The sequence below is a fragment of the Psychrobacillus sp. NPDC093180 genome (assembly GCF_044754065.1).
Classification (GTDB): Bacteria; Bacillota; Bacilli; order Bacillales_A; family Planococcaceae; genus Psychrobacillus.
The window spans coordinates 136,652-153,857 of sequence record NZ_JBIVOJ010000002.1; the positions used below are offsets into that span (position 1 = coordinate 136,652).

Here is a 17,206-nt window from a genome sequence, read left to right on the forward strand (position 1 = left end):
TATTAAGGGAGAATCATCCGAGCGATGAGAGTTTTCTATAGCGTCAATCCACGAAGAATTACTGTAAAAATATATTAAAAACTTTTAGGGGGTAAATTATGAGGAATTTCAAAAGAGGTTTTATGATTGTTTCAATTGTTTTACTGATGATGTTGTCAGCTTGTGGAAATAAAAAATCTTCGGAACCTAGTGCTACCTCAAGCAATGAAGTACAAGAAATAACCATTAAACTTGCTCATGAAGTATCTGAAAATACATCTCAACATGTAGGGTCGTTGGCAGTAAAAGACTATATAGAGAAAGAATCAAGAGGCAAAATTAAAGTTCAGATATATCCGAACGGTCAGTTGTTTGGAGACAAGGACGTCTATCAGCAATTAGTAGCTAACAATGTTCAAATAACACAAATTGATATGGCGAAACTAGTTGGGGAAGATACTCGTTTTAATATTCCTTCAATGCCATTCCTATTCAATGGAGATGATGAAGCGGTAAAATTTTGGGATAGCGAAAAGGGATTGGAAATTCTAAAAAGCTTAGATAAAGATGGTATTTATGGTATTGCCATGTGGCCAAATGGACAGAAACACCTAACAAATGATAAAAGACCGATTAAGACTCCAGAGGACTTGAAAGGATTGAAATTCCGTACACAAGGCGGACAAGTACTTGAGCAGGTCTTCTCTACCCTTGGAGCTGGTTCAACATCCATTCCTTTCACAGAACTTTACACAGCACTTCAGCAAGGTACAGTTGACGGACAAACAAATACCTTTGTAAATATAGAAAGTAAGAAGTTTGATGAAATTCAAAAATACTTGACTGTGTCTGGAGAAACACGAGTAGACCTGGGTCTTTTTGTAAATAAAAAGTTTATGGATAGTCTGAATGAACCAACCCGTAAAATTGTAGAAGAGGGTTTAAAGGCTGGTACAGATTCAGCACGTCAAGCTGCTAAAACTATGAATGTGGAAAGCCGTCAGAAACTTGAAGAAAGAGGAAACATTGAAATTTATGAGCTTACTACACAAGAAATCGATGCTTTCCGTGAAGCATGGGCACCTATCTATGATGAATTTTCATCTATCATTGGTGAAGAATATATCGAAGCTGCAAAACAAGCGAACGAATAATGAACAGCTTAAGAAGATTATGGTCTAATCCATAATCTTCTTAATACTCATAGATTTATAGTTACAAAGGGGGCTATTCAAAATGAAAAAGATCCTATCGATTTTAGAAATAGTTGAAGAAGGTATTGCATCTTTCTTTTTTATTACAGGTTCAATTATTGCTATATACGGCGTGTTTATGCGTTATATTTTCAATAATCCAGTTAGTTGGACAACAGAAATTTTCGAAGTTTTTATGGTTGCAGCCATTTTCATTGGTTTTGGTATGGCATTAAAAGATGAACGTCACATTGTAGTGGACTTAGTTTATGACAAAATGCCATCCTTCATTAAGAAAATATTCAATATTATAAGCAATGTCCTAGGAGCTGGGTTTAGTATTTACTTAATGTTCATGGGAATAGAAATGGTAGATATTGCAAGAATTCAAGGAGGAGTAACTGTAGATGTAGGAATTCCAATCTGGCTTACTTATATGATTATGCCAATTGGGATGGGACTGCTTTCTTTCTATTTTTTGGTTAGGATTGTAAATGTTATTCGTAATCCAGTTAAAGATGAAGAACAAGAAAATATTGAACGCATGAAGAATGCGGTATAACGGGAAGGAGGGACCATTATGAGTGCCACATTAGTACTGCTGATATCATTTTTTGTTCTTTGCTTAATCAGAGTTCCAATTGCTGTAAGTCTCGGATTATCTAGTTTATTTGCCCTTAGTTTAATCGATTTTACAATGTATGCAGTTATACAAAAAATGTTTACTTCGGTTAGTTCCTCAGCATTAATGGCAATTCCGGGCTTTATTTTTGCCGGAATCATTATGTCAAAAGGAGGAATTTCTTTCGCTTTGATCGAGGCGTTAAAGTCATGGATCGGTCATTTTAGAGGCGGACTTGCACTTGTTACGATTTCAGCTTGTATGATTTTCGCAGCTATTTCTGGATCGAGTCCAGCGACAGCTGCTGCTATAGGAGCTATTATGATTCCTGCAATGGTAGAAGCAGGTTATAGCAAGCGGTATTCGATGGGACTGGTTGCAGCTGCTGGAACTCTTGGTATATTAATACCGCCATCTATACCTCTAATTATTTATGGAGTGGTTTCCGAACAGTCCATCGGGGATCTTTTTACGGCGGGTATTTTACCTGGTATATTCCTGGGAGCACTATTAATGATCTCAGCCATTATAAATGCCAGAATAAATAAGTATGATACATTGCCAAAAGAAAGTATGCAAGAAAGAATCCGTAAATCACGAAAGGCAATTTGGGGTTTTATATTGCCGATTCTAATTTTGGGTGGAATTTATACTGGGATTATGACACCTACGGAAGCATCATTTGTTGCAGTTCTTTATTCAGTAATCGTATCTGTATTTGTCTATAAAGAAATGAAATTTCCTATATTTAGAGGCATAGTGAAAGAATCCATCAATATTTCAGCAATGATTTTCTTGATTATTGCATCTGCTAATATTTTCGGTATGTTCCTGACTACTGAACAAATTCCACAATCGATAACACAATGGATAGAGTCAAGTTCCACAAATGTTTGGGTTTTCCTAATTGCCATTAACTTGTTGTTCTTTGTGTTAGGTATGTTCCTAGATGCGGTGTCTATCATTCTAATCACCTTACCAATCTTGTTACCACTATTAGCGATATTCGATATAAACTTGTTACATTTTGCAATCATTATGACGATTAATATGGAATTGGGAATGATTACACCACCAGTAGGATTAAATCTATTTGTAGTGAGCGGGATTACTAGAGAAAGTGTAGGAAATGTGGTCAAAGGCGTATTGCCTTTCTATGTTGTACTGATACTCGGTCTGATTGCTGTTATTGCTTTTCCTGCTCTTTCTCTTGGACTAGTTAAGTGATATCAAGATAAATGATGCAAAGGATGGGATATTAGATGAAAACTAAAGAAGATTTAGTGACTTACGATATTAAAAAGATTTCTGAAATGATTAAAGAGAAGAAAATATCACCGGTTGAAATTGCTTTAAAATTCCTGAAACGCATAGAAAACATTGATCCTATAATCAATTCATTTATCACCGTCGATCGCGAAGATGTAATAGAACAAGCTCATAAAGTTCAACGAGAAATAGAAGCTGGTAATTATAAAGGTCCTCTTCACGGAATTCCCATTGGTTTAAAAGATTTAATTTATACGGTAAATGCAAAGACTACAATGGGTTCTGAAATTTACCAAGATTTTGTCCCTGAATTTAATGCAACCGTAGTTGAGAAATTGAAAGAGGCAGGAGCAATCTTAATCGGAAAGTTGAACACTCATCAATTTGCTTATGGTCCTACTGGTGATCGTTCCTATTTTGGCCCAGTTCGAAATCCTCACAATCCGGAAAAAATGACAGGAGGATCGAGTAGCGGATCCGCCGCTGCAGTATCTGCTTGCTTGTGCTACGCTGCGTTAGGCACTGATACAGGAGGATCAGTCAGGGTTCCAGCTTCCTTTTGCGGTGTTGTTGGAATGAAACCGACATATGGCCGTATTAGCAAACAAGGAGTTTATCCGCTTTCATGGACACTTGATCATGTCGGACCACTGACTAGAACTGTGGCAGATAACGCAATAGTTATGAATGCTCTTGCTGGTTTCGATAAAAATGATCCTTATTCCATTGATCGTGAATCAGAAGACTTTTTACGAGATATAGGAAAAGGAATAGCAGGCATGAAAATAGGATTGCCTACTAAATTTTATTTTGATGATATGAATGATGAAGTAAGAACGATAATGAATAAAACTATTCAAGTTTTACGAAACATGGGTGCTGTTGTTAAGTCTGTAGATTTGCCGCACCTTGAAAAGTTCTCAGATGCACATAAAGTTATCTTACGAAGTGAAGCATTCGCTGTTCACGAACAGAATTTAAAAGATTATCCAGATCAATGGGATGACGAGGTGAAAGAACGCCTGTATACAGCCATGGAGACGAAAGGATATGAGTATGCGCAGGCTTTACAGACTCGTCAACTAGCTAAAGAAGAATTTAACCGAGTACTAGAAAACGTTGATATAATTTTCACTCCGACATTGCCCATCCTGCCGCCGAAAATCGGTGAGCGCCATGTGGATATTGAAAAATATATTGGTCAGCATATTCGCTGGTCAATTATCAAACTTACAGCCCCGACAAATCTTAATGGTTTTCCTAGTCTGTCAGTACCATGTGGCTTTTCCTCTGATGGTATGCCAGTAGGATTTCAGCTTATCGGAAGAGAATTCGATGAAGTTACTTTATATCGGGTAGGTCATGCTTTGGAATCGGAACTCTCCATTAATACAGCAAAATATGACATTCTCAATTAAGTGTTGTCGTTTGATTATATGTTCTTGTGTATTTAGCTAATGGATCAAATGGGAATTTTACATTTGGCAGTATATCTTCCTGGGGACGGTGAATATTATTTAGAGTAGTGTGATTCCCAAATAATCCAGATTAAGTGAACTGAAAAAAGCTATTCTATTTTAATTAAATACATTAAAAATTTAATTAAATACATTAAAAACGTCCACTTAACGAATAAGAGGGCGTTTTTTATGGAAGCGAAAAAAATGATTGTACACGAAAAAATTACTTTCTATTAAATATGTAATATAAAATAACACTCACCTAACAAAAAGGTGGGTGTTATTTTTTGTTCTCTTTTGACAAATTTTGTCCTTTTAGAACATAAAATCTATTTTTTATTCAGACTATTCTATAATTATGAAGTTTGTTACAATGTAAATGGGGTAATTTACAATAAAAGCTAAAAAGCGCTTGCTTTGATTAGGCATTCCTGTATTATTATTCTGGAAGTTATCTGATATTTTAGAGGTGAGTTAATCATTCAAAAACTTTTGCATCGAATTTAATCGTAATTTAATAGATAATGAGTAGTTTTGACATCATGCTGTATTGGCGCTGTATTACAATATACAAAAAGTTAATTAATTATTAATAGATACAATATATTGAAAAACATAGGAGGTATTGTCGTATGACAACGGCAGAATTACAAGAAGAATTCAAACGTATTTTAGAATATGGATATAATAGAGGAAATGAGAATGATTCGATTAAAACAGATGATATTATTAAAGAGTTATCGGAGCAGTTGAGAAGCTTATTGGATAAAAGTAAAGTTTAACAAGCGTGAGATAGAAGTTCTTAAACTTCCACGTAGCCAAATCAAATGCCCGCCTGATTTTAGGCGGGCATTTGGTTTATTTATTGTGTGTTTCCTCTGATTCTTTAAAAATCTCTCCAGCGATTCCCATTGCGTGAACCGCTTTTGGAAAACCAACGTATCCGGCACAGTGGATGATAATCTCTATTATTTCTTCTTTAGAGAGCCCAACATTTAGAGCTGCTTGTAAGTGAACTCTAAGCTGATCGAAAGCTCCTTGTGTGATAAGCGTTGTCAGTGTAATGATTTCTCGTTGTGCGAACGAAAGTGTTTTTCGAGAGTAGAGGTCTCCGAAGCCAAAGGATACAATCATCTCCCATAAGTCAGGGGAAACTTTTTTCATTTCTTCCATGCCAGTTCGTACTTCTTGTGAAAATAATTCCTCCATTGCTTGTTTCCCGGCCTCATATCGCTTGTTGTTTTCCATGTTATTGCCTCCCCATAGTTGGTGGTATTTCGTGTTCATCCACCAATGCTTCAATTACGATTGGTTTATTTGTTTCTTCTATCTTCAGTAACGACTCTTTTATTTTATTGGATAAATCATATGGGTCATGACAAGTAAATGCTTCCAATCCCATAGATTCGGCAAACCCTTTTACATTGAGTGGAGTCTCGTACACACCACCGATAGAAGTGCCGATCATTTTTTGCATTCCTTTTTCCACCATATCAAGTCGTCCATTATTTAAAACGACGAACAAAACAGGGGAGTTATAGTTATAGGCCGTTGAAAGTTCAGTACCGTGCATGAACATACATCCGTCCCCAACTAAGCACACAATCGTTTCTTCAGGAGCTGCTAGTTTTGCGCCAATGGAGTAGCCAATTCCGTTCCCCATGGCACCGAATATATCATCAAAGAAGAAAGTGCCTGGCTTATAGATATCAAAGTGTTTAATACCATAAAAAGAGTGACTTCCATCATCTCCAAAAACAATCGCATCGTTTGGAAGTGCGTGGCGCATTGCCCGTAAAACTTGGACTGCGGACATACGCTCCCCTGGATTATTTTCCTGAAGTTGAATCTCCTCGATTGGTGTTAAAAATGCTTCGCTATCTGTTTTTGGCATATCTTTTAACATAGCTGTCAAATTCGACTTTATATCCCCAAGTACTGGAGTAGTGGGTACTTGAATCGATTTCCCGATAAATGTTGGGTCATAATCGAAGTGAATGACATGTTCGGGATACATCGCTTCCGATAAACCAGCTGTAGACATATCACTTAGTTTAGAACCGATCACTATTAATAGGTCGACCTTTTCTTGTAAGTATGCTGCTGCTTCAGGAGTACCACCGAGACCAAATGCGCCTAGAGATAGCGTATGGTTAGAAGGGAATGTTCCTTTTCCTCCTGGAGTTGTGATGACAGGGATGTTCCAATGTTCGGCAAGCTGCTGAACTTCTTCATACGCCCGACTCGAATGTACTCCTTTTCCTAAGAATAGAAGAGGACGTTTAGCTATATTCAGTTTCTCGATCACTTCACTAGTTTTAGGTGAAATCATTTCATGAGGTACTGGTAGCTCTAGCTGGAATGGTTCAATCTCTTCCAATAAAATATCAAACGCGATAGAAAGATGGACAGGTCCTTTTACACCGGATAGAGCTTTTTCCAGGGCATGCTCTAGAAAAGGTTTTAGCATATCTCCTCGTTCTACCCGAGCACTAAATTTCGTGACAGATCGGAACATATCTACAAGATCCGCACCAAAAAGACTTGAGTCCTGTCCCATTGCTTTTCCGGTGTCTTTCATGGAAGGATGTCCAGTGATGATTAATAATGGTAGATTCGAGGCTTTCGCCTGACCAGCGGCTGTAAGCAGGTTAGTACCGCCTGGTCCAGATGTACCAACTGCGACTCCTATTTTTCGATTCATCTGGGCATAACCAGTGGCTTCAAATCCTGCAGCTGCTTCATGTTTACTTAATACAAATTCCATTTCATGGTGTAATACTTCGAATAGTATTGGAGATATTGCTTTACCTGGAATACCAAATATATGGTGAATTCCCCAATGTTTAAAATTCGATACTAATACCGATGAAGTCGTTGTCATGTTGTAAGAGTCCCCTTATAGTCAATGTTGTGCTAAATAGATGGTTTCAATTTCATCTACTGGAAGTGGTTTGTTAAAGTAATAGCCCTGTGAGATATCACATTGGTGATCTTTCAAAAAATCAAGCTGTTCCTTAGTTTCCACTCCTTCTGCTATAACTTCCTTATGAAGATTATGAGCTAATGTGATGATTGCTTTTACAATGATCGTATCTTTCTCGTTGTTCATTAATTCACTTACAAAGGATTTGTCGATCTTAATATAATCGATTGGAAAGTTCTTCAGATAATTAAGAGAGCTGTAACCTGTCCCAAAATCATCAATACTGATACCAAGACCAAGCGCTTTTAGCTGTTTCAAAACGTGTATGGAATATTCGCCTTCCATTGCCATATATTCAGTAATCTCTACTACGAGATATGCCGGATCAATAGCTGTACGTTCGAGTACATTTTTCATGAATGAAATAAGATTTCTTGTTAGAAATTGCTGGGTAGATAGATTAACGGACATTTTTACTGGTGTCATGCCAGCATCTTGCCATTTTTTGATTTGGGAACAGGCTTCCTCAATTACCCATTCACCAATCTGCGTGATCAATCCATTCTCTTCAGCAAGCTTTATAAACTTTCCAGGAGGTATTAAACCTAGTGTCGGATGCTGCCAGCGAATGAGTGCTTCAAATCCAACCAACTTACCTGTGTAGTTATTAATCTGAGGCTGATAATGGAGAACAAATTCATTTTTATCCAGTGCTCTTCTTAAATCGACCTCTAGCTTGTATTCGTCCATCATGACATTTAATAATTCGGCAGTATGAATGACATACCGATTTTTACCTTGAGATTTTGCCTGATACATCGCATTATCGGCATAGACCATCAGTTGCTCCTTTGAAATCGGATATTCGGGATAAATGGCAACACCGATACTTGCTGTCGTATGTAATTCTTTCATGCCGACGTAAAAAGGTTGCTGAAACAGTTGAAGTATCTCTTCTGCTTTATTCGTAACATAGTCCCGATCAACAAAATCTTTCAGCAGGAAAACAAATTCATCTCCACCCATTCGAGCAAGTATATCCTTTTCTCCGAGACAGCTGCTTAAACGTTTACTTACCTCAATCAGAAATTTATCTCCAAAAGAATGGTTAAAATTATCATTAATAATTTTAAAGCGATCCAAATCTATAAAAAACAGAGCTAAAGTCCTGCACTCACCGCCGTTTAGTGCTTGAATAATGGTTTCTATTTCCTTATTTATATATCGTCTGTTTGGGAGATTTGTTAAATCATCATGAAAAGCTAAATAGTTATATTTTTCTTGCAACAAATATCGATCAGAAATATCTCTGAATTGTCCAAAGGCACCAATCATCTTGTCCTCTTCATAAATTGGCTGTGCATCGAATAGGCAGACAATAAGGTTACCCTCTTTATCTTTAAATTTTAATTCTTCATTTTCTATTATTTTTTCTTGTTCCAGTACTTCCTTAAAATATTTTCCTGTTAGATGAGATTCCTGGATATTTCTACCCATAACCGAATCTCTACTATTATTAGATATTTTTTCAGCAAAGCTATTAAATTCTGTAGTAATTCCATTCTCATCGGTAATGACAATTCCGTTTCTTGTTCTGCTTAACATAATTTGATTCATAATATTAAGCTTCTTATTTTGTTTTCTTAATAATAGCTCTCTTTCAATCGAATCAACTGCTTGAGAAAGCATCGTCAAGAAAAGTGGATTTTGAAACTCGATAGGCATCATAATGGACACACTGCCGAGCAAGTCATTATCATCCGTGTAGTGAAATCCGGTTCCGTAACAAGCGATACCATGAAGAAACGTATGATAATGCTGTTCGCCAATCAGACTGATCGGATGCTTTTGCTGCAACGAGAGGCTAATCACATTCGTTCCTGTATCCTCTTGGATGAATAAGCTACCAAGAACAATACCAAACTGCTCGATGGTAGACTTAATAGTCTCATCTCCCTCAATCTCAAGCAGATAACCAGCTGCATCTGAAACAACAACAAGTATCGGCGTTCCTTTTAAGGAATCTAGTAACTTATTCGAGAAAAAACTTACGACTGATAATATTTCGCTATATGATTTTCGCTTCTTTTCAAACTCCGATTTGCTTAAAAAGGTCTTAGGTCTCGATACCTCATACGGATCCATCCCAGCTTCTATACACATTCTATTAGATTCTGTAATGTAGTAAGGTTCTGTAGTATTCATGTTTTCCTCCTTAAGCTTTTATATATATATACATACCCCTATTTAAAAGAGTATAAATTTTCTTATAGCATAGTAAAAAGGAACTCTTTTCTGCCAGGTGCAAAATACTAGAATCTGACCAATAGAAAGAATTCCCAATTGTACTAATTTTACCTCAAAATATTGTTAAATTCAATGGAAGTGGATTGTAAATATGGCTTTAGTAGGAGCATTTCTGATAATTTTTTATTGGGTTGGCAAGTATTATTGCAACAAGAGTTTCAGTGAAAGAATAGGAGATAAGATGCTTATATTAAGCGTCCTTGTCAGACACAAAAATAACACCTCCTAGATTAGGAAGTGTTGGGTGTCACCATTCGATATGATCCGGGTATTCTTTGGAATAGCGGACTTGGTCTGGGTGTAATCCCTGTTCTTTTGCAAACTTGTGAATAGTGTCCTTTTCTTGGAGATACTGTTGATCAATATCACCTAATCTTTTAGCCATAATACTGAGGTTATTTTCACGCTTTAGTGAATCCATTTGGATAAACTTGATATTGAGCATGTCAACATATTGTGTTGCATATCCATCATACTTATAGGTTTGCCAGTTTGCTTTTGGGGAGATGTATTTTTTTAGTTGGGCAAATTTCTGAGTCGATAAAGTTTCTTGTAGACAGATAGCTACAGCTGCTTGGAATTTACGAACGGTCGCAATTGTCGCATCCCAGGCATGTGTTTGATGGTTTTTCTCACGAAGTTGAATAAAGTCATTAAGTGCAAAAGTGACGAAAATCATTTCGGGCCAGTATGTTTCAAACGAAAGATAAATATTCATCTCTGCGCCTACGATGGAAAGTCGCTGCATTTGTTCACGGTCAAGACCATTCAACACATGTTGTGCTCCACGGTCACCCATCATTGCGTGTCGTATATCATAACAGACTCCGAGAACACGCAGCCGAACAGCGGCATACCTGGGATATTCCTCCTCCTCTCCAACAATCGTATGGAGTGCTTCGTATAATTCTTCGAAATCATGAATATCTCCAGACGTAGTCGCGCCCGTGAAGTTCGGTGTATTTTGAATACGGATCATATGTATCCTCCTTAAGACTTCATATAGTAATAGTATATCATCAAAGATTGGACCATCCCTATGTTAATATCAAAGTAATGCAATCAAGGAGGAGACTTGGATGAAATCAGAGAAAGAAAAAATGTTGAGCGGTGAGCTATACAATGCAGCCGACCCTGAATTATTCCACGAAAGAATGCAAGCACGAAAATTAACGAGATTATTTAATCAAACAATTGAAACCGCAGATGACAAACGTATAGAACTATTAAAAGAATTACTTGGATCGACTAAAGATACATTCTATATTGAACCATCATTTCGTTGTGACTACGGCTACAATATACATATTGGGGAGAATTTCTATGCAAACTTTGACTGTGTTTTTCTAGACGTTTGTGAAATACGAATAGGAGATAATTGCATGATTGCACCTGGAGTACACATTTATACTGCGACTCATCCTATTAATCCGATAGAACGAATCACAGGGTTAGAGTCCGGCAAACCTGTACATATTGGAGACAATGTCTGGATCGGAGGCAGAGCGATTATTAATCCTGGAGTAAGAATAGGAAACAATGCTGTTATTGCTTCCGGAGCAGTTGTCACAAAAGATGTTCCAGATGATGTGATTGTTGGGGGGAATCCTGCTAGGGTTATTAAAGAGGTCCCGCTGTGAAGACTAATGGTAGAAATCAGTATCCAGCAAGATTGATAAAATTTTGCAATTTAAAGATATAAAAATAGCATTTAAAAAATTCTAAAAGCCTGTTTTGAAATAATTATTATTTCAAAACAGGCTATTTATTACTTCTATGAAAAAGGAATTGTTCATTAGTATAATTTTTTTATTTAAAACGCACTACAAAAATTAAGTGTTACTTAATTTTTGTATTGACACTATATTATTATTGATGTAGATTAATATAAAGTACTATTTTGAATAGTCAGAAACTTATTTGTTTTCAAATAAAATTAGAAAAGGTGATGTCATTGAGAACAGCTGATGCAATTGTACGTTTGCTCATTGAAAATGAAGTTGAAGTAGTATTTGGAGTACCTGGTGATACGAGTATGCCATTTCATAACGCTTTTGAAAAATTTAAAAATGAAATTAAATATGTAGCTTGCCGGGATGAGCGACACGCAACGTATATGGCGGACACTTATGCACGTATGACTGGCAAGCCAGGCGTAGCAGATGTGCCAAGTGGTGGTGGTCTGCTTTATGCAGTGCCAGGACTTAGCGAAGCAACTGCATCATCTGTACCAATCATAGTATTTTCTTCAGATATTACTTTAAGCAGTGAAGGAACTGGAGCATTGACGGAACTCAAACAAGTAGAGTTAACAAATGTAATTACAAAATGGAATACTCGAATAACACTTGCATCCAAGGTACCCGAAATTATTCGAAAAGCATTTCGTACTGCAACGTCGGGACGTCCGGGGGCTGTTCATATTTCCGTTCCAGAAGATATTCACGAACAAGAATATAATTTTAAAGAAGAGGATTTTTATCCATTAAAACAAAAACGATTTAAATCTGCACCACTAAAAGAAGACGTGCAAGAAGTAGTAAAAATGTTTTTACAATCCAAACAACCAGTTGTTTTAGCAGGTGGTGGAGTTCATTTATCACAAGCATACGAAGAATTGACGAGACTTTCGAGCTCACTGTCTATTCCAGTTGTCACAACGATTAATGGAAAAGGTTCGATTTCTGAAAGTTCGCCTCTAGCGATTGGAGTAATAGGGGTAAATGGAGGAACAGAAGACACGAACAATGTCGTAAAGGAAGCTGACTTCGTGCTTGTATTGGGATCTAAGTTAAACAATGTAACGACAGTAGCAAAAAGTCTATTCAATAAAACACAAACAATTGTTCAAGTAGATATTTCAGAAGAGAATTTAGATTTAAATATACGAACTGATTTTGCTATCCAATGTGATATTCAATCATTTATTACATGTTTTCTAGAGCTGTTGCATAAGCAAGGTTCATATATACCAAATGGAGAATGGATTTCTACTGTACGATCCACACGAGAAAAGACGAATAACCGAATTGAATTAGAAGTATCTGAGAAAACAAAACATGTAAATCCAGCACGAATAGTAAATTGGTTAGATAAACACGCACCAAAGGATTCTTTATTTGTAGTAGATGCAGGCACGCAGAATCCATACATGGCTGCCAACTTTAAGATCGAAAATGCAGGTAAACAGATTGTTTTCGATCGTGGTCATGGAAATTTAGGATATGCATTGGGAGCTTCGATCGGTGCACAGTTTGCTCAACCAAAAGCTAAAGTATTTACTTTGTTTGGAGATGGTAGTTTTGCAATGTCTGTCGGGGAACTGGAGACAGCTGTTAGACAAAATTTACCGATTGTTTTTATACTCCTACAAAATAATAGTTATGGATGGATTAAGAAACTCCACCAACTATATTACGATGAACAGTATATTGCTGTAGATTTTACTGAAATTGATGCAGCAAAGATTGCGGAAGGCTTTGGGGTTAAGGCACGTAAGGTCGAAACAAATGAACAGTTAGAAACGGCTTTTGAATGGGCAGTTGCACAGAATTCTCCTGTATTCTTAGATATATCAATCGAACGCATTACCGATATTGTGCCACCTGTAACGAATTGGCGCACAGATAGCAACAAGGATCCAAAAGAAAGAGTCGTTCTAACTTATTAATCATTTCTTTCTGGAACTGTTGTTCCGGAAAGAAATTTCAATCGATATAGAAGTAAAGCTATTCAAACAAAGTATTTGGGGGAGTTTTGGAGATGAATTTAGTTTATGGTGGATACGTCACTTTTGGACAAAAGCTTGGTATTTTAATGTTAGATACAAAGTTTCCTAGACCAGTCGGTGATATGGGAAATGCAGAAACTTGGCCATTTCCTGTGCGTTATAAAGTCGTGAAATCGGCTTCAGTGCACCGAGTAGTAAAAGAAGGAGACAAAGCTTTAATTCCTTTATTTATTGAAGCTGCAAGGGAACTTGAGAATGAAGGTGTGAAAGCTCTTACGACAAATTGTGGATTTTTAAGTTTGTTTCAAAGAGAAATCCAAAGTGAAATTAATATTCCTTTTTATTCATCGAATCTCATGCAAATTCCGCTAGTATATTCAATTATCGGCCAAAAAGGCAAAATTGGTGTATTAACGGCTAGTAAAGCAACCTTGACAGAGGAACATTTCGAAACGATCGGTGTCAAAGGCATACCGATGGTGATGGAAGGCATGGATGATATGGAGGAGTTTACAAAAACAATAATCAATGGTGAAGAAGTGATGGATCTAGACAAAATGAGAGAAGAAGTTGTTAACCAAGCAAAATTATTCGTCACCAATCATGAGGATGTACGTGCGATTGTTTTAGAATGTACAAATTTGACTCCTTATAAAGATGCAATTCAGAAAGAAACTGGGTTGCCGGTTTTTGATATCGTTTCCATGCTGACTCATATACACAGCTGCATAGTATAACATTTTAACCTTTCAAAAAGGAGGGTATTTATGAAACAAGATGTAATTGTTGTTGGCGGTGGGATTATCGGTGCCGCCATTACATACTTTTTGGCAAAACAGGGGATAAGTGTGACTTTGATAGAAGGGACCGATATTGCAGCTGGTACTTCTAGTTCTTGTGATCAAGCTGTACTTCTTCAAACGAAAAAACCTGGTCCACTTCTTGAACTTGCAATTCAAAGCAACGAAATTTATAAAAGTTTAGAGGAAGAACTAGAAGAATCCATTGAATATCGTCAAGGTGGCGGTATGATTTTGATGGAAAACGAACAGCATAAAATAATGCTTGAAGAATTAGTGAAAAAGCAAAATAAAGTTGGATTAAAGGTGAGGACTGTTTCTCGTGAAGAAATTATTGAGAAACAGCCCGGACTTGCACCACATATTATTGGTTCTACTTGGAGTGATGAGGATGCCAAAGTAAACTCATTAAAGACTTCTCTTTCCTTTGTACGTGCAGCAAAGCGATTTAAGGCAAGTGTCTTACTAGGAAAGCCTGTTCAAAGTTTGATTTTGGATAATAATAGAGTAATAGGCGTTAGTTTAAAAGATGAAAACCTCTATGCTGAATCTATAATTGTTGCAGCTGGTGTATGGACGCCAAAATTATTGGACTCTTTAAATGTCCACGTTCCAATTGTACCAAGAAGAGGGCAAATACTTGTAACGGAAAAATTACCACCTATGTTTAATGCAAATATCTTAAGTGGAGCTTATATTGCAGCAAAAAGTGGAGCAACTGGTGAATCTAATAATCCATATGGAGTAGGTCTAGTAATGGGGCAAACCGTGAGCGGCAATGTTTTGATTGGTGGTTCACGTGAATTTGTGGGATTTGATGTTTCCACCAGCCCCGAGGTTATCCGTATGATCGGAAATGCAGCAGTCCACGTTTTTCCACATTTAAAGGATGTAAAGATTATTAGAACTTTTGCAGGATTACGCCCATATACTCCAGATAGTTTACCTATTATGAGTAATGTTCCGAAGTATCCAGGACTTTATATTTGTGCGGGTCATGAAGGAGATGGAATTGCGCTTGCTCCTATTTCAGGAAAAATTATGGCTGACTTACTTTGTGGCTTACCTTCAAGTCTTGAATTATCCTCCTTTTCTCTAGAAAGATTTAAAGGAGCTGTAGCCCATGCTTAAACGAATAAAAATAGATACGACAAAACCAAGGGTGTCCTTCACATTTAATCATCAAAAATTGGAAGGTTTAGAAGGTGAACCAGTTGTAGTTGCACTATTGGCCAACGGAATTAGGAGTGTCCGCAGATGTACCACTACTGGAGAACCCCGGGGGTTATATTGTGGAATCGGTCATTGCTATGAATGCAGAGCGACAGTAGATGGTGTAAATAATGTACGGTCCTGTCTTACACCTTTAAAAGCAAATATGTACATACAAACAAATTTGGAATGGACGGAAGGAGAAATTCTTCGGTGATCTCAGACGTTGTTATTATCGGGGCTGGTCCCGCAGGTTTAAGTGCAGCAATAGATATAGCCAAGTCAGGTGCGAGCGTTATTATAGTAGACGAATATTATAGACCAGGTGGAAGACTGTTGGGTCAACATTATGATGATCTTACCTTAAAAGGTCCTAATAAGTTATGGGATGGACAGCAAATCGCACAAAAATTAACTGAAGAAGCTCGGGCACTAGGGGTTAAGGTTTTATGTGGTATGACGGTGTGGTCAATTGAAGGGAAATGGGAAATTAAACTAAGTGGAGGAGATATTTCAAGTATTTATTGTAAGGCGTTGCTTGTAGCAACTGGTGCAGCAGAACACGCACTTCCTTGCCCAGGGTGGACATTACCGGGTGTTTACAGTATAGGTGCAGCTCAAACCTTTACAAATGTACATCATGTTGCTCTAGGAAAACGAGTATTTGTGATTGGTGCAGATCCTTTATCTTTATCTGTTGTATTGGAAATGAAGAAAGCTGGTATAGAGGTAATAGGCGTTGCACTACCACCTAAGTCTCCTTTAATAGAAAGAAATCTTTTTTCACCTACCGAAAATGTGAAAAGATTAACTAGTGCTTCCCACTTAGCGCCAAACTTAATGTTGCAAAAACTAGGAAAATTAGTTTCAGGAAGACTTAGCAAGATGGCTACTCATATATTAGCATTGGATTTTTTAAAGGTAGAGGGAATACCACTCTACTTGAGAAAGTCACTTGTTTGTATTAATGGTAAGGAGCAAGTCGAATCTGTAACTCTTCAAAATGTGGATGTAGATGGCAACCCAAATGGTAAGGAAATAGAATTAGCAGTCGATGCCATTTGTCTTTCTGCGGGTCTTTATCCGCTAATTGATCTTTTACAAGCAATAGGTTGTCCGTTAATAGATATTAAGGAATTAGGTGGGCTCGTTCCATTACATTCTGTAGATATGTCTACTTCAATACCTGGGTTGTTTGTAGCTGGAAATATTACAGGAATTGAAGGGGCAAAAGTAGCTATAGCGCAAGGGAAAATGGCTGGGTTATCTATATTAATTTACTTACAGAAACCGTCTAAACTCACCAAAGAAGAAGGAATTGAAGAAATTCGACGTGCACGCATTCAATCTCCGATCAAATTTATTCCAGAAATTGAAGTCGGTCGTAGAAAAATGGAGAAGTCATGGACTGTTTTTCAACAAAAGCAAGAGGTGATTTCATGACAAATGATATGATTGTTTGTCGTTGTGAAGGTGTCTATTTATCAGATATTGAACGTGCGATTGAGGAAGGAGCTACATCCATTCCTGGTTTAAAGATAAGAACGAGATCTGGTATGGGAATGTGTCAAGGCAGGGTTTGTCAAAGCAGTCTACGAAATATTGTGTTATCCCATAAACAGGGGAATGATCAACCTATAGTGCTACAAAAAGCAAAGTTTCCTATAAGACCAACCACTTTGGGAGATATGACAAAGTAAATTAGTGT

The 17,206-nt window shown here is 37.1% G+C and carries 16 protein-coding genes; 12 read left to right on the forward strand and 4 right to left on the reverse strand.

Annotated elements, in window-relative coordinates; all coding sequences use genetic code 11:
- Window positions 1-98 precede the first annotated feature (98 nt).
- The 5 genes from ACIP9W_RS03815 (at window position 99) to ACIP9W_RS03835 (ending at window position 5,305) form a co-directional block, all read left to right on the forward strand.
- Window positions 99-1,133 carry a TRAP transporter substrate-binding protein gene (locus ACIP9W_RS03815; protein WP_400786210.1) on the forward strand — a complete coding sequence of 345 codons (1,035 nt, stop codon included), beginning with the start codon at window positions 99-101 and terminating at the stop codon, window positions 1,131-1,133.
- A gap of 82 nt (window positions 1,134-1,215) precedes the next feature.
- A complete protein-coding gene (locus ACIP9W_RS03820; RefSeq protein ID WP_400786212.1) occupies window positions 1,216-1,734 on the forward strand; it encodes a TRAP transporter small permease in 519 nt (172 codons plus the stop codon).
- 18 nt (window positions 1,735-1,752) lie between these two features.
- A complete protein-coding gene (locus tag ACIP9W_RS03825) occupies window positions 1,753-3,021 on the forward strand; it encodes a TRAP transporter large permease (protein ID WP_400786214.1) in 1,269 nt (422 codons plus the stop codon).
- A gap of 35 nt (window positions 3,022-3,056) precedes the next feature.
- Window positions 3,057-4,481, forward strand: coding sequence for an amidase (locus ACIP9W_RS03830; RefSeq protein WP_400786216.1), 1,425 nt, complete (start codon window positions 3,057-3,059; stop codon window positions 4,479-4,481).
- A gap of 674 nt (window positions 4,482-5,155) precedes the next feature.
- The gene (locus ACIP9W_RS03835; protein WP_170206537.1) at window positions 5,156-5,305 is read left to right on the forward strand and encodes a YwzD family small protein; all 150 of its coding nucleotides are present in this window, start codon (window positions 5,156-5,158) and stop codon (window positions 5,303-5,305) included.
- Window positions 5,306-5,381: 76 nt separating this feature from the next.
- Here ACIP9W_RS03835 and ACIP9W_RS03840 read toward each other — a convergent pair whose 3' ends face one another.
- The 4 genes from ACIP9W_RS03840 to ACIP9W_RS03855 form a co-directional block, all read right to left on the reverse strand.
- Window positions 5,382-5,771, reverse strand: a complete 390-nt coding sequence (locus tag ACIP9W_RS03840) for a carboxymuconolactone decarboxylase family protein (protein WP_400786219.1) — start codon at window positions 5,769-5,771, stop codon at window positions 5,382-5,384.
- Window position 5,772: 1 nt separating this feature from the next.
- Window positions 5,773-7,407 carry a thiamine pyrophosphate-binding protein gene (locus ACIP9W_RS03845; RefSeq protein ID WP_400786222.1) on the reverse strand — a complete coding sequence of 545 codons (1,635 nt, stop codon included), beginning with the start codon at window positions 7,405-7,407 and terminating at the stop codon, window positions 5,773-5,775.
- A gap of 21 nt (window positions 7,408-7,428) precedes the next feature.
- Window positions 7,429-9,654 (reverse strand): EAL domain-containing protein, encoded by a 2,226-nt coding sequence (locus ACIP9W_RS03850; protein WP_400786225.1) that lies wholly within the window; start codon window positions 9,652-9,654, stop codon window positions 7,429-7,431.
- A 349-nt stretch (window positions 9,655-10,003) separates the two neighbouring features.
- Window positions 10,004-10,735 carry a DUF6904 family protein gene (locus tag ACIP9W_RS03855; RefSeq protein ID WP_400786227.1) on the reverse strand — a complete coding sequence of 244 codons (732 nt, stop codon included), beginning with the start codon at window positions 10,733-10,735 and terminating at the stop codon, window positions 10,004-10,006.
- Window positions 10,736-10,835: 100 nt separating this feature from the next.
- Here ACIP9W_RS03855 and ACIP9W_RS03860 point away from each other — a divergent pair, with 100 nt between their 5' ends.
- From ACIP9W_RS03860 to ACIP9W_RS03890, 7 genes are all read left to right on the forward strand, one after another.
- Entirely contained in the window at window positions 10,836-11,396 is a 561-nt protein-coding gene (locus ACIP9W_RS03860) for a sugar O-acetyltransferase (RefSeq protein ID WP_400786230.1), read from the forward strand.
- Window positions 11,397-11,710: 314 nt separating this feature from the next.
- Window positions 11,711-13,426 carry a thiamine pyrophosphate-binding protein gene (locus ACIP9W_RS03865; protein WP_400786232.1) on the forward strand — a complete coding sequence of 572 codons (1,716 nt, stop codon included), beginning with the start codon at window positions 11,711-11,713 and terminating at the stop codon, window positions 13,424-13,426.
- Window positions 13,427-13,518: 92 nt separating this feature from the next.
- On the forward strand, window positions 13,519-14,223 hold the full coding sequence (locus tag ACIP9W_RS03870) for an aspartate/glutamate racemase family protein (RefSeq protein ID WP_400786234.1): 705 nt from the start codon (window positions 13,519-13,521) through the stop codon (window positions 14,221-14,223).
- Window positions 14,224-14,253: 30 nt separating this feature from the next.
- Complete coding sequence (locus tag ACIP9W_RS03875) at window positions 14,254-15,417, forward strand: NAD(P)/FAD-dependent oxidoreductase (RefSeq protein WP_400786236.1); 1,164 nt, start codon at window positions 14,254-14,256, stop codon at window positions 15,415-15,417.
- Complete coding sequence (locus ACIP9W_RS03880; RefSeq protein WP_400786239.1) at window positions 15,410-15,715, forward strand: (2Fe-2S)-binding protein; 306 nt, start codon at window positions 15,410-15,412, stop codon at window positions 15,713-15,715. Before ACIP9W_RS03875 ends, ACIP9W_RS03880 begins: the two co-directional genes overlap by 8 nt.
- Complete coding sequence (locus ACIP9W_RS03885; RefSeq protein WP_400786242.1) at window positions 15,712-16,941, forward strand: NAD(P)/FAD-dependent oxidoreductase; 1,230 nt, start codon at window positions 15,712-15,714, stop codon at window positions 16,939-16,941. Before ACIP9W_RS03880 ends, ACIP9W_RS03885 begins: the two co-directional genes overlap by 4 nt.
- A complete protein-coding gene (locus ACIP9W_RS03890; RefSeq protein ID WP_400786245.1) occupies window positions 16,938-17,198 on the forward strand; it encodes a (2Fe-2S)-binding protein in 261 nt (86 codons plus the stop codon). The genes ACIP9W_RS03885 and ACIP9W_RS03890 overlap by 4 nt, the downstream gene beginning before the upstream one ends.
- Window positions 17,199-17,206 lie beyond the last annotated feature (8 nt).